The organism is Candidatus Dadabacteria bacterium, assembly GCA_026708565.1.
Classification (GTDB): Bacteria; Desulfobacterota_D; UBA1144; order Nemesobacterales; family Mycalebacteriaceae; genus Mycalebacterium.
The window spans coordinates 22795-44857 of sequence record JAPOUR010000059.1; the positions used below are offsets into that span (position 1 = coordinate 22795).

A 22063-nucleotide genomic window follows, 5' to 3' on the forward strand; every position below is an offset into this window, starting at 1 on the left:
GGAGCGCTTTATTGTCCGGACAAACCCTCACTCTCAGAGTCATAACCCCTTCGGGGCTCGCGCTTGAAGAGCGGGTCTCAACCGTGGTTCTCAAGGGCGACCTCGGGGAATTCGGCATTCTTGCCGGTCATGTCCCCATGGTGTCAACTATTGTTGAGGGCGAGATGCGGTATGAGAGCTCCGGCGGGAGCGGGTCGTTCATCGCGCGCGGCGGCATCACCGAGGTCAGGGACGACACGGTAACGGTGCTTACAAAGGCCGTTGAGAGCCCGGGCGACGGGGCGGGTAAGACAGATTAAAAGCGAGCGGGTCCCTTAAACACGGTTGACAACCGTTTTGTGGCGGGCGAAACTGTGGGTGAGAGGAACAACGGATGAATACCGTAAAAGTCAGTGTTCTTGGCTATATTGAGGATGGTCACTGGGTGGCTCACGCCTTGGAGATGGATGTTATAGGGGTGGGAGATGACTGGGAGGGAGCGCTTTCTGAACTCAGGGAGAATATTTGCGCCCAAGTGTCATTTGCCAGATTCCGGGGAGACGACTCCCTCATCTTTCAACCGGCTCCGCCGCGCCTGTTTCAGAAGTTCAGGCAAATAAGGGAGGCCGAGTTGAGGGACCTGGTGAGCCACACACAAAAGAAGCCGTCAAGCAACTTTCGGTCCGATGACCTTGATATTCCGCGAAACATACCGGAAAACAGATATGCGTCGGCATGAGAGCGGTTTCTTTCCGCCAACTTCGGAAGATGCTTGTCAGTCACGACCCCCGGTTTGAGTTCTACAAAAATAAGGGCAAGGGTAGCCACAGGGCTATAGAACACCCTGACATTTCCGGCAGGCGCGTTGCCTTTACAATTCCGGTTCACCGTGAGGGAGATGACATCAAGACACCCTACCTGTCCAAGATAATGAGAAATTTCAAACTGCCGAAAGGCTTTTTTAACTGACTGATTTTCGCAAACAAAAACCCTGCCAGACTGCTTGTCCGGCAGGGTTTTTTGCAAGGAGGGGTGGAGGTGGTAACTTCTTTATGTTATCCGCACTTTGAGTATCCGCAGGTTCTGCAGGTTACACATCCCGCCTCAAAGGCGATGGAAGGGCTGTTGCACTCCGGGCAACTCGCAAGCCGGAGGTCTTTTGACCCGGATTCATTTTCCCGTCCGGGGCCGCCGCTTTGGCTGTGGGGCTCTCCGGTTTCAACAAAGTGTCTTTTCAGCACCGCCGCCACCGCGTCCGGAATGGACATTACCAGTTTGCCCTCGGAGAATACGGGAGACGCTCCGCCTATTCCCTCAAGCTGCTCAACTATCTCCTTTGCGCTGATGCCGGCTCTCAGCCCCAGAGAGGCAAGCCGACCTATGGCTTCGGCGTCCGCCATTGTCGTGTAGCCGGACTTTCCTATTTGAACGAAAACCTCAAACGGTCTTCCTTCCACGGTGTTCACCGTAACATAGAGGTTGCCGTGCCCCGTGCGGACAACCTCCGTAAAGCCGCTTAACACCTGCGGCCTTTTCTCCTTTTCAGCAGGAGGATTTTTTAAGGGATGAGGAGATGAGGTTTGGAGGTTGGGGTGAGTGGCTTGTGAAATCTCCCCATCCCTATTCTTTTCATTTTTCTCTTCCTGCTCTTCGGTTATGAGAATGCCCTCTCTGGAGCCTTCCCTGTAAATGGTTATGCCTTTGCAGCCGGTCTTCCACGACTGGAAGTAAACCTTCTCCACCTCTTCAAGAGAGATGTCCGTGGGAAGGTTCACTGTGCTGGATATGCACGAATCTATGTGCTTCTGAATGGTTGCCTGCATGCGGACTCTGGACTCCGGCTTTATGTCGTGGGATGTTATAAACAGGTCGCCCGGCAGGTCTTCCTCGCCGGAGAGGCTGAACTTTTCCAGATAGTCGCCCACAAGCGGGTGATACACCTTGAACTGCTCCTTTGAGAGGGATTCCGACCTTCTGAAGTAGGAGAGCGCAAATATGGGCTCAATGCCGCTTGATGTGCCTGCCAGAACCGAGCCGCTTCCCACCGGCGGAACAGTCAGTATGCAGGCGTTTCTGAGGCCGTTCTCGCGCACCGAATCAAGGACGTCTCCGTCAAGGGTGTCAAGGAACGGGCTTTTGAAGTGCTGCTTTGCGTCGTATGCGGGGAACACCCCTTTCTCGCCCGCGAGTTTGGCGCTGGAGGAGTAAACCGTGTTTTTGATGTGGTTGAAGATATTGTCCGTGAACTCAACGGCTTCATCCGAATCGTAACGTTTGCCGAGTTTGGCGAGCATGTCGCCGAAACCGGTGAAGCCCACGCCTATGCGCCTTGAGCGCCGGGACGCGTCGGTCTGAAAGCCGAGCGGGTGTTTGTGCTCGTTGTAGTCCAGCACGTTGTCAAGAAAACGCACGGAGTATGAAAGCGAGCGGTCAAGGTTTTCCCAGTCAACACGGGCGTCCTTTGTGAACTCGTTCTTGACGAAAAGGCTCATGTTTATGTTGCCGAGACAGCAGTTTCCGTAGTTCTCAAGCGCCTGCTCGCTGCACGGGTTGACGCCTTCAACCTCCATGCCTCCGTATTCGGTGGGTGAGTAGCGTTTCACAGCATCCCAGAAGATGAGGCCCGGCTCCGCCGAAGCCCACGCCGATTTTACAAGCCGCGTCCAGATGTCTCTGGCTTTGACCGTCTTTCTCATCCGCACTTTTTTGTTTTCGTATTCAAGGTCAAAATCCCCGTCCTCTTCCACGGCCTTCATAAACTTGTCCGAAACCTTCACCGATATGTTGGCGAACTTGACCTGAGACCTGTCCGAATCGTTTTTTATGTCAAGAAAACTGAATATGTCCGGGTGGCTGACGTCTATGGTGATCATCAGCGCTCCTCTTCTGCCCGCCTGCCCGATAGTGCCCGTGGTGGTGGAGAGAAGCTCCATAAAGGAGACCGCTCCGGTGGAGTGGATTGCCGAGTTGTTTACCGGCGCCCCCTTGGGCCTCAGGGGAGAGATGTCCGTGCCTACGCCGCCGCCGAAGGAGTAGGTCCTTGCGGCCTCTTTGCACCATTCAAATATCCCCTCTATGGAGTCTTCCTTGATGGGCATAAAGTAGCAGTTAAGCAGTGTTGAGCGGCGCGTCTGCCCGGCGCCGAACAGGATTCTCCCGCCGGGGATGAAGCGGAAGTTGGAAAGAAGCCAGTAGAACTTCTCCGTCCATTCCTCGCGCAACTCCGGCGTGGTTTCGGGGGAGGCCATTTCGGAGGCGACCCTTTTCCACATCTCCTGCGGGCGGGTTTCAACTGTGCCGCCTTCTTCGTCTTTCAGGGCGTATTTCTCAAAGAACACCCTTGCGCGGAGTTCGTCTCCGCCGAATTCTTCAATGGTTTCGGGGGGAAGGTCCCGCCCGCTCTCGTCGGGCTTCTCGGTTACGAGCCTCGGAACTTCGGGTCTCTCTTCGCCCGAAAAAACGGTATCATTTGAGAGAGACTTCTTGGGAAGTTCAAATATGTTTCCTCTTTCCTCCGTTGCACCGTTTCCGGTCTTGCCCGTTTCCGTTTTCTCTGATGACATTAGCCTCCTCCAAGCAGTCCAACTACTGTATTTCGTGTTGCAGTGAACTCGTGAACACCAGATATTGTAGTAGCACACGGCGGGCAAGTCAAACGGATTTGTGCCTGTTTTATGACAAACAGGGAATTATCCTTTACTGAAAGACAGTAAGCGAGCATAGTTAGAAAGTGTTGGAGGGCTGTTTTATGCTGAATGACGGATTTGCGCGGCGGATACACCGGTTTTGGTTCGGTGAAATGGGCGAAAACGGGCTTTGCGACCCGGAGTTGATGTCAAAGTGGTTTGCCGGGGATGAGGGTTTTGACCGTCTTGTTGAGAGGGAGTTCGGCGCTGCTCTCCGGGCGGCGGGCGCGGGAGAGCCGGAGGGCATGTCTCAAACGCCACGCGGGGCGCTTGCCTGCATACTTCTCACCGACCAGTTTCCGCGCAACATTCACAGGGGCGTGCCGGAGTCTTTCGCGTTTGACGGCCTGTCTCTCGCCGTGTGCAGAAGGGGGATGGAAAAGGGGTTTGACAGGTCTCTTTTCCCTATTGAGAGGATTTTCTTTTACATGCCGCTGATGCATTCGGAAAGTTTTGCGATTCAGAAGATATCGGTTGAAACCTTTTCCTCTCTTGCCGGGGAGTTCAGGGAAGCCCCGGAGGTTTATGAAAGGCTGAAATCATCGGAGGATTTCGCCCGCAGGCATTTTGAAATTATAGAGAGGTTCGGCAGATACCCGCACAGGAACGGGATACTGGGGAGGGGAAGCACGGAGGAGGAGATTGAGTTTTTGAAACAGCCGGGGAGTTCGTTTTGATGTATTGCTACAAGCCCGAAGTGTTTTGTAGCATACGTGCCTGCGCAGAACCCCCTTGGGGTTCTGCGCAGGTGTTTACTTTTTCTGAAGATTGGGTAAAGATTTGAACTTACAACCTTTGCGCAGGAGGTGTTGTTATGGAAAAAGTAGAAAGTGCCGGTGTTCCTATGAAGACGAAAAGAGAAGCGGGCAAAGCCGATACAATGGAAGAGAAAAGGCAGGAACTGTTAGAAAACATGAGTCTGCAAATCTCTGATGAACTGAAGAACGCCATTGATGTTTCTTACAAGTTGTCAAAGAAAAGAGCTCCAAATCCTTTTTTGTCGTTTTCCAGCAGTAGTGACCCAAATGGCGACACTTTCTGATATTCGCAACGAAGTTGGTAAAAGAAGCCTACCGGATGAGATAAGGCGCATTTATCTCAAGAAACTCGGTGAATACACCAAACGAGATACGGTTGTTTATGCTTCCAGTTTTTCCTCGCCAAATCCGAACATACCTAGTTCAGCATACTCTATTGAGTTGAATGACCTTCAAGCCTTTATGGCTGTTTTCCATGGCTTGAAGAGAAAAAACTTGGATATTATTTTGCACAGTCCGGGAGGTTCTTTGGAAGCCGCTGACCAAATAGTGCAATATATTAGGAGAAAGTATGACCACATAAGAGCAATTATTCCTCAAAACGCCATGTCTGCCGCCACTATGATAGCGTGTGCTGCCGATGAGATTATTATGGGTAAAGAGTCGGCGTTGGGGCCGACAGATCCTTTGCTCAACGGAGCGTCAGCCCATGCGGTTTTAAGCGAATTCGCTCAAGCGAGGAGTGAAGTTATTAAAGATCCGAAAACTGCTCCAATATGGGTTTCAAGAATAGCAAACTGGCCACCGGGTTTTTTTGGACAGTTGTCAGAAAGCATTGGATCTGTCTCAGGAGAAAGTTTTCGAATGGCTGTCAAACTATATGTTTAAGGGTGAAAACAATGATAAGCCTCGGGAAATTGCAAAGTGGCTTGCTGATGCCAGACAGCATAAAACCCATGCACGCCCATTGGGTATTGACTTGCTTCAGGAGAAAGGGTTGAAGGTGATTCCACTGGAGGAAGATCAGGAATTCCAAGAAATCATTTTGTCTGTTTTTCACTCAACTATTGTCACCTTTGAATCAACCTCATGTATAAAACTTGTGGAAAACCATGAAGGAAAAGGGTCTTTCCTTCAGTTTCGACCGCAAATGCTTATTCCTCCGGTGCAAGGAAATACATCTACGGGCAAGTAGATATTATATCAGAGTGGTTTGAAGTTATTGGACGAAATTGAGCTGGGGTTCATCTTAAATTGGGACTATGTGTGAGAATCCGGTTTTCAGATTCCCGTTTTTGGAAATCAGTTGTTTGATTTTTCCCAGTCTTGATTTGCGTCTTTTCCACAGTTCTTTTTCATTTTCATTCTCTTGCAGATAAGCAATGAGCCCCACAATAAGAGATGCCTGAATGTCCGCGTCTGAAATATGTCCGCAAAACGGACATGTGAAAACGGGTTGATTTCCCCGTTTTTCTTTGAATTCCCCGGCTTCCCTCCGGTTTTGAAATACGGGGTTCTTTCCCGCCAGATTTTCAACGGGCTGCCGTGAAAAGTTTTTTACGGCATTGATGGCTTCCCTTCCGGTCATCGTATTGCCGGATTGTTTTGAAATTCCGTTTATGTCGTGTTTTCCAATCTTGATTTTACAAAAGCCGTCTTTTTCGTATGTAACCGGAAAACTATCTTTTTCCCGTTCCCGCGTTATGTGCGCGTATATGCTTTCACCGCAGGAACTGCATATATTGCTTGTGGCGTATGCGTCAATCTCTTTTCCGGGGGCTTTGGCAGTTCCCCATACAAGTTTGCGCTCATCTTTGTCGGCTTTAATTTCCTGTCTTTTGTTGCGAATGTCGGCGCGTTTGACCGACTTGTAAACTTTGGAAACCTTTTTTGAAGAGTTATATGGTTCAAACGCGCTTGTCTGCTCTTCGTAAATCGTTGCCGCCTTGTAGCGCACGGCGATGTCGTGAATCCGGTTTCTCAAAGCGCCTATGGCGTTTTCCCTTATGTCGGCGAGTTTCGTGGAGGATTCTCTGAACATTCCGGTTCGTTGCCGCGTTTTCCCGTGTCTGATGGTTTCTCTTATCTTTCCGAGGGACGGGTGGGAGATAAAGCCCTGTTTTACAATTTTGAGTTTGGGTTTTGTCTCAAGAACAGTGTATCCGAGACCGTATTCCCCCGTGTCAATTCCGAGCAGCCGTTTGGGTTTTGTTTCCTCCCCGCCCGATATTTCAAAGGGAATGGAGACAAACACCCTTTCATCGGAAAACATCTTAAGCGAGGGCTTGAAGCCGTCCTCCGTCTTTTCCCATTCAACAGCCAGTTTTCTTTCGGCGATTAAAGAATGGTCGCCGGGCTTCATTGTGATGCCGCCTTTCGGGTTTACGGACTTTTCAAGAAACTGTGTCTGATATTTTGAAGATCTGATTGGAAAACTTATTGAATTCCCCTCCGCATCCTTTGTTTCTATAAACCATCTCTTTTTGTCGCCGTTGTGGATGAGGGGGAAACTTTTCTTCAGGTTTTCAAACTGAACGGTCGCCCGCACTATGTATTGTTCCTGTGTCATACGGCTCAGAGTTCCCCTTAATTCGGAGCAGATGATTGTGTTAATGAAAGTTCCCAACTGCCCGCCTTTCAACTTGCCGCCTTTTGCAAACGCTTTTATAAACGGCGCGGCTTTATAGAAGTCCTTTTTTATATGCGGGGGTATGGACGCGGAAATGTCGGGTTGAAGGTGTATAACACATGCGGCTCTTGCTTTTTCAACCTCAACCGCGTCAAGAAGTTCGTGTATGGCGTTTTTGAAACCGCCTTTCATTTTGAATATGCCGTTCCAGTCGGGTTGCAGATTTTTAACAAGCCCCTCAATCAACGGGAGGGGGTTTTTCCCCTTGATGTTTGCGGAAAGGTCTTTGCCCGACCATCTTCGTTGCGAGTTCACGCCCTTTCCCCGGATGAAATAGTCTTTTTCGCCGCAGTCGTGCAGATCAATCTTTGCCGCTTTGAGAACCGCGTTTCTCACCACTCCGGCAAACCTTGCGGTGTTCATTGAGCCGTTTCTCAGGGTGGCGTCTTTTTCTTTCTGTTTGCCGTATATTCTCTTGAGAGAGTTCAAACGCCCAAGCAGAAACTCTTCATCTTCCTGCGCGGGCTTGCGTCCGCCGCTTTCCGGGGTTTTCAGGGTTTCCGCCAGAAATTCAGTTCCGGCTTTTAGACGCTCCCATGAGTCCGCGTATTTTTTATACATTTCCTTTGCGGTTTCTCCGGGAAATGCCGGTATCTTGCGCAGGTCGGAGTGAATGCTCTTGTATGCGTGCGCCGCCGTTTCATACTTCGCTTTTTTATTGTTGGTGTCGCTTTCCTGATACCGGCGGTTCAGTTCGGAGCGGAATCTTCCCATCAGGTCGTCGTAGAAATTCAATTCCTCGTGAGGCGAGTCTTCCATTTTACCCCTCAACCCAACGGCAAGGTTTTCCAGTTTTTGAAGGTGTTCCATATACTCTTTGGACAGGGGAAACTCTCCCGCTTCAATGTCTTTTCTTATTTCCTTGAAATCCTCAATGTGTTTTTCAATCTGCTCTTCTATTTTTCCTTTCTGTGTTTCAATGTTTGACACATAAGATTTGATCTTGCCCATTTGAAGACGGTATATCCTCCATTCGGCAAGTTCGGGGCGGTCGGCAAGTTTTTTCGCGCATTGGGAGAGTTTATCCAGACGCTTCTCAAGTTCTTTTTCTTTACCTTTCCAAACGGGGGCGGCTTTGAGAATGTCCGCTTTAATTTCTCCGGTTTTCCCTTCGCGCAGCCTTTTGAGTTGCGCTCCGAGGTAGTTTGACTGGGAATTGTATTCGGAATCAAGACCCATGCGATCCTTGTATTTTTCTCCGAACATGTTTTGAATCGTATTCATCAGGTCTTTGATGTCGGCTTCCCGATTCGCCGGAATGTCGGGATGAGGGCAAAAAGTCAGATTTGTTTCCATATCTGTTTCGGATAACAGGTTGCGATTGATGCCGTATTTTTTTAGCAGAATGTTATGTTTTTCTTCCTTGCCTTTTCCTATCAGGCTTTTTATTGTGAAACAAAACTCTTTTGCGTTGCCGTCTATGGTTTCTTCTTTTTCCAGTTTGAAAATCTCTTTCATTTCTGCTTCAACTTTACCTTTGGTCTTGTTGCTTCTGAATTCTCTTGGCAGGACGACATATCCCATGAGTTTGTCCCAATCTTTGACCAGATTGGAAAAATCAGGGTTTGTTTTTTGGACTTGCCTTTTAATGCTCTCTTTAATGTCAGGATTGAACCGGTCAATCAGTTCCGCGGCGTTTGGGAAGAAAACCACTCCCGCCCGCAGTGAATCACGCCAGAAATCAAAAAGCGAATAGGGATGTTTTTCCTTTTCCTTGTTTTTTATCCAGTCGTTTATGTTGAAGTCGCCGACAATCGCCTGATAATCGCTGAAAATATGGTCGGCGAGGTTTTTCAGATGTTTTTTGTTTTTGCAATCAATTGGGTATTTTACGGCGCGTGTCGCTTTTCCGCCGGAAAAATCTATCCGTTTGAGATGAAGACTGTATCCGGTGAGTCCTTTATATTTCATTATCCTGTCAGTTAATCAAAAAACGGGAAAAGAACAACCGGACGGGTTGAGGCAAAACAGAATCTATAAAGATTTCTGAGAAGAACCGTTAAAAGGGCATTGTCCAACGAGACGCAGGTCTTTCGCGTCCTGTGTTAGGTCTCACATCCCCCTTGTTTAAGGGTATCGTCCAACTTGCCTTCCACTCTTGAACCATTCCGGGGCGCCTCACATCCCCCTTGTTTAAGGGTATCGTCCAACACTTGATGGCAGAAATAGAAGGCGACAACGGCCTCACATCCCCCTTGTTTAAGGGTATCGTCCAACTGAAAGACCCGGAGACTTTCATCAACTCCTTATTGTTCAGGGGATTTTCCGGTTTTCTTTCCCGTTATTTGACTTTCAAAGAACAAAAAAGCGAAGATTTCATACCGTCCCCGCTCTTTATTCCGTAAAATAGTATGAAGTAAGCCCGCATTGTCAAGACACAAGCGCGGCTGAACGGACTTGTCAATGAAAACCCTTGCTCTTGATGTCGGAACGAAAACCATCGGCGTTGCCGTGAGCGATGAACTGGGCATCACGGCAAACGGCCTTGGGGTTGTCCGGCGGACGGATGAAAAAAACGACCTGCAATCCCTCGCGGCTTTGATAAACGAACACAAGCCGGGGCGCATTGTGGTCGGAATCCCGTTTAACGCGGACGGCTCTCTCGGAGAGCGGGCGAGGGCGATAAAAGACTTTTCCGAAACGGTTTCCCGGACTTTCGGAATAAAGACGGTTCTGTGGGATGAAAGTTTCTCCACCAAAGAGGCGGAAAAAGCGCTAATCGGCGGCGGAATGGGCAGAAAGAAAAGAAAAAAAGTTGTTGATAAGGTCGCCGCAACGGTCATACTGCGGGAATATCTGGACAGCGCGGAGGGATAATATGCCGATTGCCAAAGTGAACGGGGTGAACATTAACTACGAGGAACACGGCTCTGGAAAGCCGGTTTTCCTCATCGGAGGGCTCGGAAGCACAATATCAAGCTGGGACGACCAAATACCGGTTTACTCAAAACACTTCAAAGTCATAGTGTTTGACAACAGAGGGTCGGGCCTCTCAAGCAAACCGACCGCCCCGTATTCCACACGGGACATGGCGGACGACACAGTCGCCCTTGCCGATTTTCTGGGGATTGAAAAGGCGTCTTTTGCGGGCAAGTCCATGGGCGGAATGATAGCGCAGTGGATAGGCATCAACCATCCCGAAAGAGTCCGGCGGCTGGTTATGGGCTGCTCAACCGCCCACAGGGACGAGGTCGGAAACCTGATACTTGAAACGGGCAGGCAAATATCCGAAAAGGCGGGCATGGGGCCCGTGTGGCTCACCGCGCTTTTCCTCGGCTACGGCAGGCAATACATTGAAGACAATCTCACCGCCATCAAAGAGCGCCTCGCCGGTGTGCAAACCACACCCGAAGACATTGCGGGATACCACGGCCAGTGCGCGGCGTGCGAAGGGCATGAAACCGCCGGGCTTCTTCCACGTATTAAGTCGCCCTCTCTTGTTATGTTCGGGACGGAAGACAACGTTACCGACCCGAAGCGGGCGGCGGAGGTGGGGGAACTCATACCGGACGCGACCGTCCGCGCGTTTGAAGGCTGCGGGCACGGATTCTGGCGCGAAAAAAGAGAGGAAGTGGACGCCCTTGTGGTTGACTTTCTCTCAAGCGGGTAGTATCTACTTATAACAGCGGGGACTTTAGACAATGATTCTCAAACACCTTTTTGCAACTTCGGGATACGCGCCCCTCATAGCGCGGGTGACTCTGGGAGTCGTGATTTTTCCGCACGGCTTCCTGAAAATTATAGAGTTTGACCAGAGTATGGCGAGCCTCACCACCTGGGCCGGATTGCCGTCCGTGGTGGCGTTTCTGGTGATAATAGGGGAATCGCTGGGCGCGGTTTCCCTGATAGTGGGCTTTCTGTCGCGTTTCTGCGCGCTGTCAATAGGCATCATAATGACGGGAGTGATGATGATGCACCTCCAGCACGGGTTTTTTATGAACTGGCGCGGAAATCAGGCGGGCGAGGGGATTGAATACACCCTTCTCGCCATCGGTCTTGCGCTTGCGGTTACCGTTTCGGGCGGCGGCTACCTATCCGTTGACAGGCTGATAGCGCGCGCCCGCCTTTAGAACCCCTTATTCCTTTTCGGCGAGGGTCTTCTCAAGTTCCCCGTTGTGGAACATCTCCTCGCAAATGTCGCAACCGCCCACAAAGTTGCCGTCCACGTAAAGCTGGGGAATGGTGGGCCAGTTTGAAAAATCCTTTATCCCCTGCCTTATTGCCTCGTCCCGCAGCACGTCAACAGTTTCGTAGGAAACCCCCAGCGCGTTCAGTATCTGCACCACGCGGGCGGAAAAACCGCACTGCGGCATATCCCTGCTTCCCTTCATGTATAGAAGAACGCGGTTGCCCTCCACTTGCGATTTGATTGTGCTTATTATGTCTCCTGCCATTTTATCCTCCGTATTGCCCCGGTGTGTAGGTTTTGATTGAAAGGGCGTGTATCTCCTCTCTCATTGCGTCTCCGAGCGCGGCGTAAACCATCTTGTGCCTCTCAACCGGCGTTTTGCCCTCAAATTCGCCTGATACCACGACCGCCTCAAAGTGCGCTCCGTCATCGCCGCTGACCTCAACATGGGAGGCGTTGATTGATTTTTCTATGGCGGACTTGATGTTTTCCGGGCTCACGGGTGGTATTATCTATTGACCGGGGCGGGATTGTCAACATTTCCGCTCCGGGCGGAAGCCATGCTTGTTTCTAAAATAATGTCGGAATCGCCCCGGACCATAAGCCGGGACGCCACCATAGAGGACGCGGCGCGCGCAATGACCGAGCGCTCCGTCAGCTGCCTGCCGGTTGTGGACGGGGACGGCAATGTGGTCGGGCTGATATCCGAAAGCGATTTCATCGGCAGGATGAGCGCCGTCCCGTTTTCCAGAGAGGAGCGGCACTCGCTGTTCGGCATCTGGACTGAAACCCGCGACATCACAAAGGCGTGCCGGGCGGCGGCGGGGCTGAGCCTGAAGGAGTTTATGCGGACGCCGGTCATCGCCGTCGCCCCGGACGATACCGTTGAGCGGGCGGTGGAAATGATGCTCAAGCACCGCGTCCGCCGCCTGCCCGTGGTCAAAGACGGAAAGCCCGTGGGCGTGCTTTGCAGGAGAGACCTGCTGAAGGTCTTTCTGTAGTTCCGGCGGGAGCGGCCGCGGTGTATCCCAGAGTTGTAATAGCGGGCGAGCGGAGCGGATGCGGGAAAACGACCGTTTCCCTCGCCGTAATGTCCGCCCTGTCCGCGCGCGGGCTCACCGTTCAGGGTTTCAAAACCGGGCCAGACTACATAGACCCGTCCCACTACGAAGCCAGAACGGGCAGAAAGGGCAGAAACATAGATTTGTGGATGACAGAGCCGCAAGACTGCCTTGAACTGTTTTTGAAAAACTCATCGGGCGCTCACATCTCGGTTATAGAGGGGGTTATGGGGCTGTATGACGGAGCGCGCCCGGACGGCAGGGCGTCCGCCGCCCATACGGCGAAATTCCTCCGCGCCCCCGTGATACTGGTGCTGGACGGCATGCGCGGCCCCTCGTCCGCCGCCGCGACCGCGCTGGGGCTCAAGATGTTTGACCCGGAGGTGAACATAGCCGGGTTTATTCTCAACCGCGCCGCGCCTGCGGACGCGGCGCGCGCGGCGCGCGCGGTTGCCGCCGCGACCGGCATTTCCTATCTGGGCTTTCTTCCCCCGGACGGAGATCTGGAGACCCCGTTCAGACACCTTGGGCTTGTGCCCGCCAACGAAGCCCCGCCCGGCGGGCGGAAACTGGAGGCCGAGCGTCTCGCCGCAAGCCGTCTTGACATGGGGCTTATTGAGAAAATTGCCCGCTCCGCCCCCGCCCCGCCCCCGGCGCAAAGCCGTCTTTTTCCCCCCTCGCCCCGCCCGCAGCGCGCCCGCCTCGCCGTCGCCCGCGACAAGGCGTTTTCCTTTTACTACGAAGACACCCTTGACCTGCTCTCCCTCTGGGGCTGCGAGGTCGCGCCGTTTTCCCCGGTGTCGGAAGAGCGGCTGCCCGAAGGGGCGGACGCCCTTTACATAGGCGGCGGGTTTCCCGAGGTTTACTGTGAGGAACTTGAGGCCAACAGCCCGATGAGGGAGGCCGTGAGGGATTTCTGCCTCTCCGGCGGCGCGGTTTACGCCGAATGCGGCGGGATGATGTATCTGGGCTCAAGCATCACCGATTTGCGCGGACGCGATTTTGAAATGTGCGGCGCGGTCGGCGGGGGTTTTCTCATGCGCGGCAAACTCCAGTCCATCGGCTACAGAGAGGTGGTCGCGTCCGGAGACGCGGGGTTTTTCCGCCGTGGCGACACCGAAAGGGGGCATGAGTTCCACTACTCGTCCGCCGCCGGAGACGCGGGCGGGTTTTTCAACGTTACAAACTCTGCGGGCGACCGCTCCGGGGCGGGCGTGCGCCTTTGCAACACGGTTGCCTCATACGTCCACCTGAGCCTTGTTTCATCCGGAATTGCCGCCCGCGCCGCCGACCGAATCAAACCCGAAGCGGGCGAGCCTGAAGCAGGCAAACCTGAAGCGGGGGCGTGCGGGTGAGTTTTGTTCCGCGCGCCGCGCCGCCCTTTCACGGCGGGCTTGACCACGGGGAGATAAGAGCCCTCGGCCTTGACCCGCTTGAAATCGCCGATTTTTCAAGCAACCTGAACCCGTTTTTCCCGTCTTCAGAACTGCTCGCGGGCGCGTGCGCCGGTTCGTCCGCCTATCCCGATGCCGGATACTCGGAGCTTCGCGCCACCATAGCCCGTTTTCACGGGGCCAGCGCAGACTGTGTTTTCGCCGGAAACGGCGCGTCCGAGATAGTTCACCTGCTCTGCCGCTGCCTCAGGGGGGGGGAGACCGTTCTGGTGGCCGTGCCGACTTTTTCCGAATACGAAAGGGCGGCGTTGATTTGCGGGGCGCGCGTTGTCCGGTGCGCCGCCGGAAAAGATTTGCGTTTCAACCCGTCCGCGCTTGTCCGCGCCATAAAACGCCACCGCCCGGCGCTTGTTTTTCTCTGCAACCCGAACAACCCCACGGGGTTGCTTATGCCGGACGGCGGCACGGAGGAGGTCGCCCGCGAGGCGGGGGGCGCGGTGCTGGTTATAGACGAGTCGTATGCGGACTTCACGGAGCGGCGGTGCGATTCAACCCCGCTTGCCGCCCGTGGCGGCGCGGTTGTCATCCGCTCGCTCACGAAGTTTTTCGGCCTCGCGGGCGTCAGGATGGGCTATGCGGTTTCAAGCCCCCGGATAACCGCCGCGCTGAACAGCGTCCGCCCGCCGTGGAACGTCAACTCGGTTGCCTGCCGCGCGGCGGAAAAGGTGTTTTCTCTTCCGCCGTCCGCTCGCGAAGAGAGCCGCCGCCGCCTTTTTGCCGCAAGAGACCGCCTCATAAAACGGCTTGCCGGGGCGGGCAAAACGTGCCTTCCCACGGACACGGGGTTTTTCCTCGTCAAGCAGCCTGACGCGCGCGGCACAAGAGACCGGCTTCTCAAAAAAGGGGTCGCCGTGCGGGACTGCGCCTCTTTCGGGCTGCCGTCCCACATACGCATAAGCGCGATGCCGGAGCGGGATTGTGAAAAACTTCTCAAGGCATGGGCGGAGGCGGACGGTGAAGGCTAAAACCCTGATGATTCAAGGCACGGCGTCTCACGCGGGCAAAAGCGTCATAGTTGCCGGCATATGCCGGGCTCTTGTGAGAAAAGGGCTGTCTGTCGCCCCGTTCAAGTCGCAGAATATGAGCCTCAACTCTTTTGTAACCGATGACGGCTCCGAGATAGGCAGGGCTCAGGCAATGCAGGCCGAAGCCGCCCGGACGCCCCCGCTTGCGGATATGAACCCCGTATTGCTTAAGCCCGCCGGGGAGGACCTGTCGCAGGTGATGGTTATGGGCAGGCCGGAGGGGCACATGAGTTTTGAACAATACGGCAAGTTCCGCCCGCGCGCTCTGGAGGCCGTGCGCGCCTCGCTCGGGCGGCTTATGAGCGGCTTTGATGTTGTGGTTATAGAGGGGGCGGGGGCGGCGGCGGAGATTAACCTTGCCCGGACAGAGATAGTGAACATGTCGGTCGCCCGTCTTGCGGACGCCCCCGTTCTTCTTGTCGGAAACATAGACAGGGGCGGGGTTTTCGCCTCGCTCGCCGGGACTTTTGAACTGCTTGACCCCGAAGACAGGGAGCGCGTCAGGGGGATGATAATCAACCGGTTCAGGGGAAACATCTCGCTTCTTTCCGGCGGATTGAAATTTCTTGAGAAAAAAACCGGCAGGCCGGTTCTCGGGGTCGTGCCCCATATTGACGGGCTTTTTCTTGACGATGAAGATTCGGTGTCCCTTGACGATGACCGCCCGCCCCGTCCGGGAGACTTGAAGGTGTGCGTGCCCCGGCTGCCGCGCATTTCAAATTTCACCGACCTCCGCCCGCTTGAAATGGAGGACGGCGTTGCCGTCTCCTACGTCCGCTCGCCCGCCGGTATGGAGGGCGCGGACGCGGTGGTTGTCCCCGGAAGCAAGGCTACGATGGAGGATTTGAAGTTTTTCAAACAAAGCGGCATGGCCTCCGCCGTCCGCCGCCTCTGCGGGGCGGGAATTCCCGTAATCGGCATTTGCGGCGGCTACCAGATGATGGGATCGGTTCTTGCCGACCGGGGGGCGTTTGACTCCACCGCCGGAGAGGAGGAGGGGCTGGGAGTTTTCGCCGCCCGCACGGAAATGGAGGAGGCAAAGACACTTGAGAGGACCGAAGCAGTTGTAAAAAACGGGGGCGCGGTTTTCGCGGCGATTGAAGGGGAGCGGGTGTCGGGATACGAAATACACATGGGGCGGACGCGGCTTGAGGAGGGGGGCAGGCCGTTTCTCTCCCGCCCGGACGGCTCTGCGGACGGCGCGGTGAGCGGGCGGGGCAATGTTTACGGGACTTACCTTCACGGCATCTTTGAGAATGACAACCTGAGGGGCGAGTTTGTGCGTTATTTGAGCGAAAAAAGGGGGGCGGACGCCCCGGCGGCGGAAAGTTTCGCCCTCAGGAGGGAAAAACAATACGACCTGCTCGCCGACCGCATTGAGAAAAGTTTGGATATGGACGCGGTGATGAGTATTGTTTTCAACCGCAAATGAGCATCCTCACGCGCAAGATTCCCATAACGGTTGTTACCGGCTTTCTCGGCGCCGGAAAAACCACGCTTGTCCGCAGCCTGCTCACCGGCGCGGCGGGGCGGCGCATAACGGTTATCGTCAACGAGTTCGGCGACGTGGGCATTGACGGCGAGATCATCCGCTCGTCCTGCGGCTGTGAGGAGGGTGATATTGTTGAACTCAGCAACGGCTGCCTTTGCTGCACGGTTCAGGAGGAATTTCTGCCGGTGATGAAAAAACTTGCCGACAGAAAGGGCGACATAGACCACATAGTGGTTGAAACCTCCGGGCTTGCGCTACCGAAACCCCTTGTCCGCGCCGTGAACTGGCCCGGTCTCAGGCCGCATTTTTCAGTTGATGCCGTGGTTACGGTGGTTGACGCGGCGGGCGCGGCCACCGGGGAAATATGCGACAGAAAAAAGGTTCAGGCGCAACGCGAGGCGGACGATTCCCTTGACCACGAGACCCCCATAGAGGAGCTTTTTTCAGACCAGCTCTCGTGCGCGGACATGGTTGTTCTGAACAAGACCGACCTTGTGGAGGGCGCGGAACTTGCAGGTGTTGAGGAAGGCTTGAAGGGCGCGATGAGGCCGGGCGCCCCGGTGGTGAGGGCGCGCATGGGGGAGGTTTCCCCGGACATACTGCTGGGAATCGGAGCCGCCGCCGAGGATGATTTGGACTCCCGGCGCTGCGTTCACGAGGAAAAACACGAAAGCGGGGAAGAGCACGGGCACGATGACGACATAGATTCGGTGGTGGTGGAAATAGATTCGGACGCCTCGCCGGAGCGGCTTGTGGAGGCGCTGAAAAAAACCGCGCGCGAGAATGAAATCTACAGAGTCAAGGGCTTTATGCGGGTTTCCGGCAAGCCGATGAGAATGCTTATTCAGGGGGTCGGCGAGAGGTTTGACGGATATTATGACAGGGCGTGGCTTGCGGGCGAAACCCCGAAAACCCGTCTGGTTTTTATCGGAAGAAAACTCTCCGCGCTGAACATCGGTGAGACAGTGGAAAAACATCTGGCGCAAAATTAATTTTGCCTCTTTGCCGTCATGCACCTTATAGCGACCATACCGGGGGGGTGGAGTCCCGGGGACGGCGGCGGAGTTTTTTCCGTTGAGCAGACCCCGGGCGACATGGTTTTCCTTTCCGCGGCGGACACAGACATACTCTGCATGAATTCCGCATACAGGGAAATTCTCTCAAGCGAAAAACATATTCCCTCCCTCCGCATGGCAAATCTCGCCCACCTTAAACAGGAGGCGTCCGCGGACGGATATATTGATTCCGTGGTCGGCGGCGCGCGGCTGGTGGTTGCGAGAATGCTCGGAGGCAGAAACTACTATCCTTACGTTTGCGACTCCCTTTGCGCGGAATGCAAAAAAAATAACACCCCGCTCGTTTTTCTCCCCGGAGATGACAGCCCGGATGCGGGACTCATGTCTTTGTCAACCGCTCCTCCGGACTGGACTCGCGCCGCATGGGATTATTTTTCCTCCGGCGGAACGGAAAACTGCGGGAATTTTCTCAGGCTGGCGTTTAACACTTTTTTCGGTTTTTCCCTGAAAGTCTCCCCGCCGCGAAAAACCCCGGACATATTTCTGTTTGACGAATTTGAAAAACCCGCAAATAAAAAGGCATCCGCGGCGATTGTCGCCTACAGAAGCCTTTATCTTTCGGCAAACTTGTCGCCTATGGCATCGCTGGCGCGCGCCCTTGCCTCCCTCGGCATCGCCTCCCGCGCGATTTTTGTTAAAAGCCTCAGGGAGCGCGAAGATGTTCTCGCCCTTGAAAACGCGCTTTCCGGAGGCGGGTTTGACATTATATTCAACGCCACCAGTTTCGCCCTGAAGGGCGCGGCGGACGGCGGAGATTTTATTTTTGAAAAAATAAAACTGCCGGTTTTTCAGGCGGTTTTCGCGTCATGCGCGCAAGAGTCATGGAGGGAAAACCTTTTCGGGCTTTCCCCGACCGACATGGCGATAAACATTTCCCTTCCGGAAATGGACGGGAAAATTGACGCGGGCCCCGTCTGTTTCAAGCGCGCGCTGGAAAAAGACCCGGCAACGGATTCGGAAATAGTCGCTTTCGCCCCCTACGAGGACGGTTGCCGCCGTGCGGCGGCCCTTGGAGACGGCTGGCTTTCGCTCGCAAAAAAAGACAACGCCCGGAAAAAAATAGCCCTGATAATGCCAAACTATCCCTCGCGGGACGGGCGGCTCGCAAACGGCGTGGGGCTTGACACGCCGCAGAGTTGCGTCCGCATTCTGGAGGCGCTTGCGCGGGACGGTTACCGCCTCGGCGGCGAGTTTCCGCTTTCGGCCCCAGAACTTATGGACGCCATCGCGAGCAGGGTTACCAACGAGCCGGATTTTATGAACGTGAGGGAAAGCGAAATTTTTCTGCCGCTGGCGGATTTTCTCTCCTGCTACCGCCTGCTGCCCGAAAGCATGCGCGGGCGCATTGAGGCGCAGTGGGGCGCGCCGGAAAAAGACCCCCGTCTTTGCGGCGGCGGGTTTCCGCTTCCGGGGATAATGTATGGAAACGTATTTGTTTCCATACAGCCGGAGCGCGGCTACGGACAGGATACAAAAGCGGTTTACCACTCGCCGGACATCCCGCCGCCCTTTCGTTATCTTGCGTTTTATTTCTGGGTTTTCCGGCGGTTCGGCGCGGACGCCGTGGTTCATCTCGGCAAACACGGAAATCTTGAGTGGCTTCCGGGCAAAAGCGTGGCTCTTGACCCTGAAACCTGTTTTCCCGCGGCCGTTTTCCCTCCGGTTCCGCATTTTTACCCGTTCATCGTCAACGACCCCGGCGAGGGCTCTCAGGCAAAGAGGCGGGCGCACGCCGTAATCATAGACCATCTGATCCCCCCGATGGTTCGCGCCGGGGGCTACGGCGACTACTTGCGCCTTGAGCAACTTCTGGACGAATACTATCAGGCGTGGGGGCTTGACCCCGCAAGGGCGGAGTTTCTGAAAGAGGAGATAGCGCAGGTCGTGGAGAAAACCCGCATCCATGAAGACCTCGGCTGTCCGGCGGACGACTTGGACGAGGTTATGGCGCGGCTGGACGCCTATCTGTGCGAAATCAAGGAGTCTCAAATACGCGGCGGACTGCACATCCTCGGACAGCCTCCGGAGGGAGAGCCGCTTGCCGAACTGCTTGTCGCCCTTCACAGGATCGGCGCGGGGGAGCTTCCCGGAATAACGCAGGCGCTCGCAAGCGACATGGGACTCAGTTTTGACCCGGTTGACTGCGATTACGGGTCTGCTTTCAGCGGCAAAGTGGGAGAGAAAACCCCCAGAACTCTGGGCGCGGCGGTGGAGGAACTTGAGGAGATGGCAAAAACCGCCATGGAGCGCGCGGTTGCGGGCCGCTCCGCCGGGTGTGTTGACAGGGGAAAATTTCCCGCCTTTGCGTCCGTCTGCGAGGCGGCCCTCCGCGACACGCTTCCCCGCTTGGAGCGGTGCCCGGACGAGATTACAAACCTGCTTGCCGGTCTGCGCGGGCTTCATGTGCCGTCCGGGCCTTCGGGCGCGCCCACCAGAGGAAGGCCGGACATCCTGCCCACGGGGAGAAATTTCCATTCCCTTGACACAAGGGGGCTGCCCACACGCGCCGCGTATGCCCTCGGCAAAAAAAGCGCCGAAGCCCTCATTGCGCGCCACCTTCAGGACAGCGGCGAGTTTCCGGCCGCGGCGGGCATCTCGGTCTGGGGAACATCAACCATGCGCACGGGCGCGGACGACATCGCGCAGGCGTTCGCGCTGATGGGGCTGCGCCCCGTGTGGCAGGGCGAGAGCGGCAGGGTGACGGATTTTGAGGTTGTTTCCCTCACGGAACTCGGCAGGCCGCGCGTGGATGTTACCCTGAGAATCTCCGGCTTTTTCAGAGACGCTTTTCCCGACCTGATATCGCTTTTCAACCATGCGGTTGACAAGGTTGCGGCAATGGATGACGAGCCGCCGGAAATGAACCCGCTCAGAAGCCGCCACCTTCTGGAAAAATCCCGCTGGGTGGCGGAGGGGCTGGATGAGGGCGCGGCGGCGCGGCGTTCGCTTCACAGGGTCTTCGGCTCAAAGCCCGGCTCATACGGCGCGGGGCTTCAGTCCGCAATAGATTCAAAGAACTGGAAGACGCCGGAGGACCTGGCGATGATATACGTAAACTGGAGCGGCTACGCCTACGGGCCGGACGGCCCCCGGTCAGAGCACGAGGCATACGGAATGCGCCTCGCCTCCCTGGACATAGTCCTCCAGAATCAGGACAACCGCGAGCACGACATTCTGGATTCGGATGATTACTATCAGTTTCACGGGGGCATGGCAAACGCCGCGCGCGCAAGCGGGGCCGGCGGCGCGCCTGCGGTTTACTTCGGCGACAATTCAAGGCCCGAAAGCCCGAAAATCAAAACCCTCAAAGAGGAGTTGCTCAGGGTTTACCGCTCCCGCGCGGTAAACCCCAAGTGGATTGAGGCGATGAGAAATCACGGATACAAGGGCGCGTTTGAGATGGCCGCCACCGTTGACTACCTGTTCGGCTACGATGCCATGACCGGTATTGTGGACGATTTTGTTTACGAAGGGGTGGCGGAGGCGTATCTGTTTGATGCGGACAACTTCAAATTTCTCAAGGAGAACAACCCCCGCGCGGCGGCGGAGATGGCGGAAAGGATGCTTGAAGCCGCCCAGCGCGGGATGTGGGAAAACCCCGGCGGGCAAACGCTGGAGCGGTTGCGGGAGATATTCACCGAGGCCGAAGCCGTTCGGGAATAAATTTCCAAATCTCCGCCGTTGCTGTAAACTTGGCGGCAGGTTTCCATGAACATAGCAATTGTAGGATACGGATACTGGGGCCCGAACCTCGCCCGTAATTTCGCCTCTCTTGAAGGGGCGTCAGTCCGGGCTGTTTGCGAGACCGACCCCGCGCTTGCAAAAAAGGCGCAGGCCGACCACCCGCTCTCCGCAGTTACGGCAAGTTTTGACGACATACTCGCGGACTCTTCCATAGACGCCGTTTGCGTGGCGACCCCGGCGTCCTCCCATGCGGACCTTTCCATGCGCGCGCTTGCCGCGGGAAAGCACCTGCTTGTTGAAAAGCCAATGGCAATGAGTTCGTCAGGTTGCGACAGGATGGCCGAACTCGCCGACAAAAAAGGGCTTGTCCTGATGGTTGACCACACTTTTGTCTATTCGGGCGCGGTGAGGAAGCTGGCCGCGATTGCGGGGGGCGGCGAACTTGGAGACCTTTATTACTTTGATTCGGTGAGGATCAACCTCGGAATTGTCCAGACGGATGTCAATGTGCTTTGGGACCTTGCCGTTCACGACCTTTCAATCCTTTTTCAGGTCAGCGGCGAGCAGCCGGTCGCGGTTTCCGCCTCGGCGGTCTCGCACATCTCCGGCATGCCCGTTGACACCGCCTACATGACGCTTCATTACAAATCTTCATTCATCGCGCACATACATGTGGGGTGGCTCGCCCCCGTTAAAATAAGGCGCACAACGGTCGCCGGAAACCGCAAAATGGCTATATACGATGACACGGAGTCCACCGAGAAACTGAAAATTTACGACAGCGGGGTTGATATGAGGAGCGCCGGCACGGACATAAAGCAGCTTCGGGTTGAGTACCGTTCGGGAGACATACATGTTCCCCGGATTGAATCATCTGAACCGCTTTCCCTTGTGGCGTCGGAGTTTCTTTCGTCCGTCCGGGAGGGAAGAAAGCCGCGAACGGACGCCGCCGCCGGGTCGCGTATAGTGCGCATACTTGAGGCCGCAGACCTGTCAATCAGGCAAAACGGGGAGAGGGTTGCCCTCTGAC

General features: G+C 55.1%; 21 protein-coding genes and 1 CRISPR repeat array. Of the genes, 17 read left to right on the forward strand and 4 right to left on the reverse strand.

The features are described 5' to 3' along the window. The first annotated feature begins 11 nt into the window (after positions 1-11). The 3 genes from OXF42_07155 to OXF42_07165 all read left to right on the forward strand — a co-directional run bounded on the left by OXF42_07155 (position 12) and on the right by OXF42_07165 (position 948). Positions 12-299, forward strand: a complete 288-nt coding sequence (locus OXF42_07155) for a F0F1 ATP synthase subunit epsilon (GenBank protein ID MCY4047862.1) — start codon at positions 12-14, stop codon at positions 297-299. 74 nt (positions 300-373) lie between these two features. Beyond that, positions 374-718 carry a hypothetical protein gene (locus tag OXF42_07160; GenBank protein MCY4047863.1) on the forward strand — a complete coding sequence of 115 codons (345 nt, stop codon included), beginning with the start codon at positions 374-376 and terminating at the stop codon, positions 716-718. 29 nt (positions 719-747) lie between these two features. After that, the gene (locus OXF42_07165; GenBank protein MCY4047864.1) at positions 748-948 is read left to right on the forward strand and encodes a type II toxin-antitoxin system HicA family toxin; all 201 of its coding nucleotides are present in this window, start codon (positions 748-750) and stop codon (positions 946-948) included. 86 nt (positions 949-1034) lie between these two features. On the opposite strand, the gene OXF42_07170 is transcribed toward OXF42_07165, so the two are convergent. Beyond that, the gene (locus tag OXF42_07170; GenBank protein ID MCY4047865.1) at positions 1035-3542 is read right to left on the reverse strand and encodes an adenosylcobalamin-dependent ribonucleoside-diphosphate reductase; all 2508 of its coding nucleotides are present in this window, start codon (positions 3540-3542) and stop codon (positions 1035-1037) included. Positions 3543-3727: 185 nt separating this feature from the next. On the opposite strand from OXF42_07170, the gene OXF42_07175 reads away from it, so the two are divergent. The 4 genes from OXF42_07175 to OXF42_07190 all read left to right on the forward strand — a co-directional run bounded on the left by OXF42_07175 (position 3728) and on the right by OXF42_07190 (position 5618). Next, positions 3728-4342 carry a DUF924 domain-containing protein gene (locus OXF42_07175; GenBank protein ID MCY4047866.1) on the forward strand — a complete coding sequence of 205 codons (615 nt, stop codon included), beginning with the start codon at positions 3728-3730 and terminating at the stop codon, positions 4340-4342. A gap of 137 nt (positions 4343-4479) precedes the next feature. Then, complete coding sequence (locus tag OXF42_07180; GenBank protein ID MCY4047867.1) at positions 4480-4707, forward strand: hypothetical protein; 228 nt, start codon at positions 4480-4482, stop codon at positions 4705-4707. After that, complete coding sequence (locus tag OXF42_07185; GenBank protein ID MCY4047868.1) at positions 4691-5311, forward strand: hypothetical protein; 621 nt, start codon at positions 4691-4693, stop codon at positions 5309-5311. Before OXF42_07180 ends, OXF42_07185 begins: the two co-directional genes overlap by 17 nt. After that, positions 5304-5618 (forward strand): hypothetical protein, encoded by a 315-nt coding sequence (locus OXF42_07190; protein MCY4047869.1) that lies wholly within the window; start codon positions 5304-5306, stop codon positions 5616-5618. The genes OXF42_07185 and OXF42_07190 overlap by 8 nt, the downstream gene beginning before the upstream one ends. A gap of 54 nt (positions 5619-5672) precedes the next feature. Here the strand turns inward: OXF42_07190 and cas12d are convergent, their stop codons facing one another. Next, complete coding sequence (gene cas12d, locus OXF42_07195) at positions 5673-9023, reverse strand: type V CRISPR-associated protein Cas12d (protein ID MCY4047870.1); 3351 nt, start codon at positions 9021-9023, stop codon at positions 5673-5675. Positions 9024-9160: 137 nt separating this feature from the next. Further along, positions 9161-9329: a CRISPR direct-repeat array (repeat unit 34 nt; unit sequence CTCACATCCCCCTTGTTTAAGGGTATCGTCCAAC). Positions 9330-9515: 186 nt separating this feature from the next. Here cas12d and ruvX point away from each other — a divergent pair. The 3 genes from ruvX to OXF42_07210 are packed head-to-tail and all read left to right on the forward strand — an operon-like array spanning position 9516 to position 11182. Next, positions 9516-9929 (forward strand): Holliday junction resolvase RuvX, encoded by a 414-nt coding sequence (gene ruvX / locus OXF42_07200; GenBank protein ID MCY4047871.1) that lies wholly within the window; start codon positions 9516-9518, stop codon positions 9927-9929. 1 nt (position 9930) lies between these two features. Further along, positions 9931-10722 carry an alpha/beta fold hydrolase gene (locus OXF42_07205; protein MCY4047872.1) on the forward strand — a complete coding sequence of 264 codons (792 nt, stop codon included), beginning with the start codon at positions 9931-9933 and terminating at the stop codon, positions 10720-10722. 31 nt (positions 10723-10753) lie between these two features. Then, entirely contained in the window at positions 10754-11182 is a 429-nt protein-coding gene (locus tag OXF42_07210; GenBank protein MCY4047873.1) for a DoxX family protein, read from the forward strand. 6 nt (positions 11183-11188) lie between these two features. Here OXF42_07210 and grxD read toward each other — a convergent pair whose 3' ends face one another. Continuing rightward, positions 11189-11506 carry a Grx4 family monothiol glutaredoxin gene (gene grxD, locus OXF42_07215; GenBank protein ID MCY4047874.1) on the reverse strand — a complete coding sequence of 106 codons (318 nt, stop codon included), beginning with the start codon at positions 11504-11506 and terminating at the stop codon, positions 11189-11191. A gap of 1 nt (position 11507) precedes the next feature. Continuing rightward, positions 11508-11741 (reverse strand): BolA/IbaG family iron-sulfur metabolism protein, encoded by a 234-nt coding sequence (locus OXF42_07220; GenBank protein ID MCY4047875.1) that lies wholly within the window; start codon positions 11739-11741, stop codon positions 11508-11510. Between the two features lie 60 nt (positions 11742-11801). On the opposite strand from OXF42_07220, the gene OXF42_07225 reads away from it, so the two are divergent. Genes OXF42_07225 through OXF42_07255 form a run of 7 tightly spaced genes read left to right on the forward strand, consistent with a single transcriptional unit; the run spans position 11802 to position 22062 of the window. Next, the gene (locus OXF42_07225) at positions 11802-12242 is read left to right on the forward strand and encodes a CBS domain-containing protein (GenBank protein ID MCY4047876.1); all 441 of its coding nucleotides are present in this window, start codon (positions 11802-11804) and stop codon (positions 12240-12242) included. A gap of 20 nt (positions 12243-12262) precedes the next feature. Further along, a complete protein-coding gene (locus OXF42_07230; GenBank protein ID MCY4047877.1) occupies positions 12263-13657 on the forward strand; it encodes a cobyrinate a,c-diamide synthase in 1395 nt (464 codons plus the stop codon). Continuing rightward, positions 13654-14721: a histidinol-phosphate transaminase gene (locus OXF42_07235; protein ID MCY4047878.1), complete on the forward strand. Its 1068-nt coding sequence runs from the start codon at positions 13654-13656 to the stop codon at positions 14719-14721. Before OXF42_07230 ends, OXF42_07235 begins: the two co-directional genes overlap by 4 nt. Next, positions 14711-16213, forward strand: coding sequence for a cobyric acid synthase (locus OXF42_07240; GenBank protein MCY4047879.1), 1503 nt, complete (start codon positions 14711-14713; stop codon positions 16211-16213). Before OXF42_07235 ends, OXF42_07240 begins: the two co-directional genes overlap by 11 nt. Continuing rightward, on the forward strand, positions 16210-17265 hold the full coding sequence (cobW, locus tag OXF42_07245; GenBank protein ID MCY4047880.1) for a cobalamin biosynthesis protein CobW: 1056 nt from the start codon (positions 16210-16212) through the stop codon (positions 17263-17265). The genes OXF42_07240 and cobW overlap by 4 nt, the downstream gene beginning before the upstream one ends. 18 nt (positions 17266-17283) lie before the next feature. Continuing rightward, positions 17284-21012, forward strand: a complete 3729-nt coding sequence (cobN, locus tag OXF42_07250) for a cobaltochelatase subunit CobN (GenBank protein ID MCY4047881.1) — start codon at positions 17284-17286, stop codon at positions 21010-21012. A gap of 45 nt (positions 21013-21057) precedes the next feature. Next, positions 21058-22062 carry a Gfo/Idh/MocA family oxidoreductase gene (locus OXF42_07255; GenBank protein ID MCY4047882.1) on the forward strand — a complete coding sequence of 335 codons (1005 nt, stop codon included), beginning with the start codon at positions 21058-21060 and terminating at the stop codon, positions 22060-22062. Position 22063 lies beyond the last annotated feature (1 nt).

Excerpts from the sequence above, each read along its gene's own strand:
- OXF42_07160 (MCY4047863.1), top strand. The coding sequence starts at position 374 with ATGAATACCGTAAAAGTCAGTGTTCTTGGCTATATTGAGGATGGTCAC.
- OXF42_07165 (MCY4047864.1), top strand. The coding sequence starts at position 748 with ATGCTTGTCAGTCACGACCCCCGGTTTGAGTTCTACAAAAATAAGGGC.
- OXF42_07170 (MCY4047865.1), bottom strand. The coding sequence starts at position 3,542 with ATGTCATCAGAGAAAACGGAAACGGGCAAGACCGGAAACGGTGCAACG.
- OXF42_07175 (MCY4047866.1), top strand. The coding sequence starts at position 3,728 with ATGCTGAATGACGGATTTGCGCGGCGGATACACCGGTTTTGGTTCGGT.
- OXF42_07180 (MCY4047867.1), top strand. The coding sequence starts at position 4,480 with ATGGAAAAAGTAGAAAGTGCCGGTGTTCCTATGAAGACGAAAAGAGAA.
- OXF42_07185 (MCY4047868.1), top strand. The coding sequence starts at position 4,691 with ATGGCGACACTTTCTGATATTCGCAACGAAGTTGGTAAAAGAAGCCTA.
- OXF42_07190 (MCY4047869.1), top strand. The coding sequence starts at position 5,304 with ATGTTTAAGGGTGAAAACAATGATAAGCCTCGGGAAATTGCAAAGTGG.
- cas12d (MCY4047870.1), bottom strand. The coding sequence starts at position 9,023 with ATGAAATATAAAGGACTCACCGGATACAGTCTTCATCTCAAACGGATA.
- ruvX (MCY4047871.1), top strand. The coding sequence starts at position 9,516 with ATGAAAACCCTTGCTCTTGATGTCGGAACGAAAACCATCGGCGTTGCC.
- OXF42_07205 (MCY4047872.1), top strand. The coding sequence starts at position 9,931 with ATGCCGATTGCCAAAGTGAACGGGGTGAACATTAACTACGAGGAACAC.
- OXF42_07210 (MCY4047873.1), top strand. The coding sequence starts at position 10,754 with ATGATTCTCAAACACCTTTTTGCAACTTCGGGATACGCGCCCCTCATA.
- grxD (MCY4047874.1), bottom strand. The coding sequence starts at position 11,506 with ATGGCAGGAGACATAATAAGCACAATCAAATCGCAAGTGGAGGGCAAC.
- OXF42_07225 (MCY4047876.1), top strand. The coding sequence starts at position 11,802 with ATGCTTGTTTCTAAAATAATGTCGGAATCGCCCCGGACCATAAGCCGG.
- cobW (MCY4047880.1), top strand. The coding sequence starts at position 16,210 with ATGAGCATCCTCACGCGCAAGATTCCCATAACGGTTGTTACCGGCTTT.
- cobN (MCY4047881.1), top strand. The coding sequence starts at position 17,284 with ATGCACCTTATAGCGACCATACCGGGGGGGTGGAGTCCCGGGGACGGC.
- OXF42_07255 (MCY4047882.1), top strand. The coding sequence starts at position 21,058 with ATGAACATAGCAATTGTAGGATACGGATACTGGGGCCCGAACCTCGCC.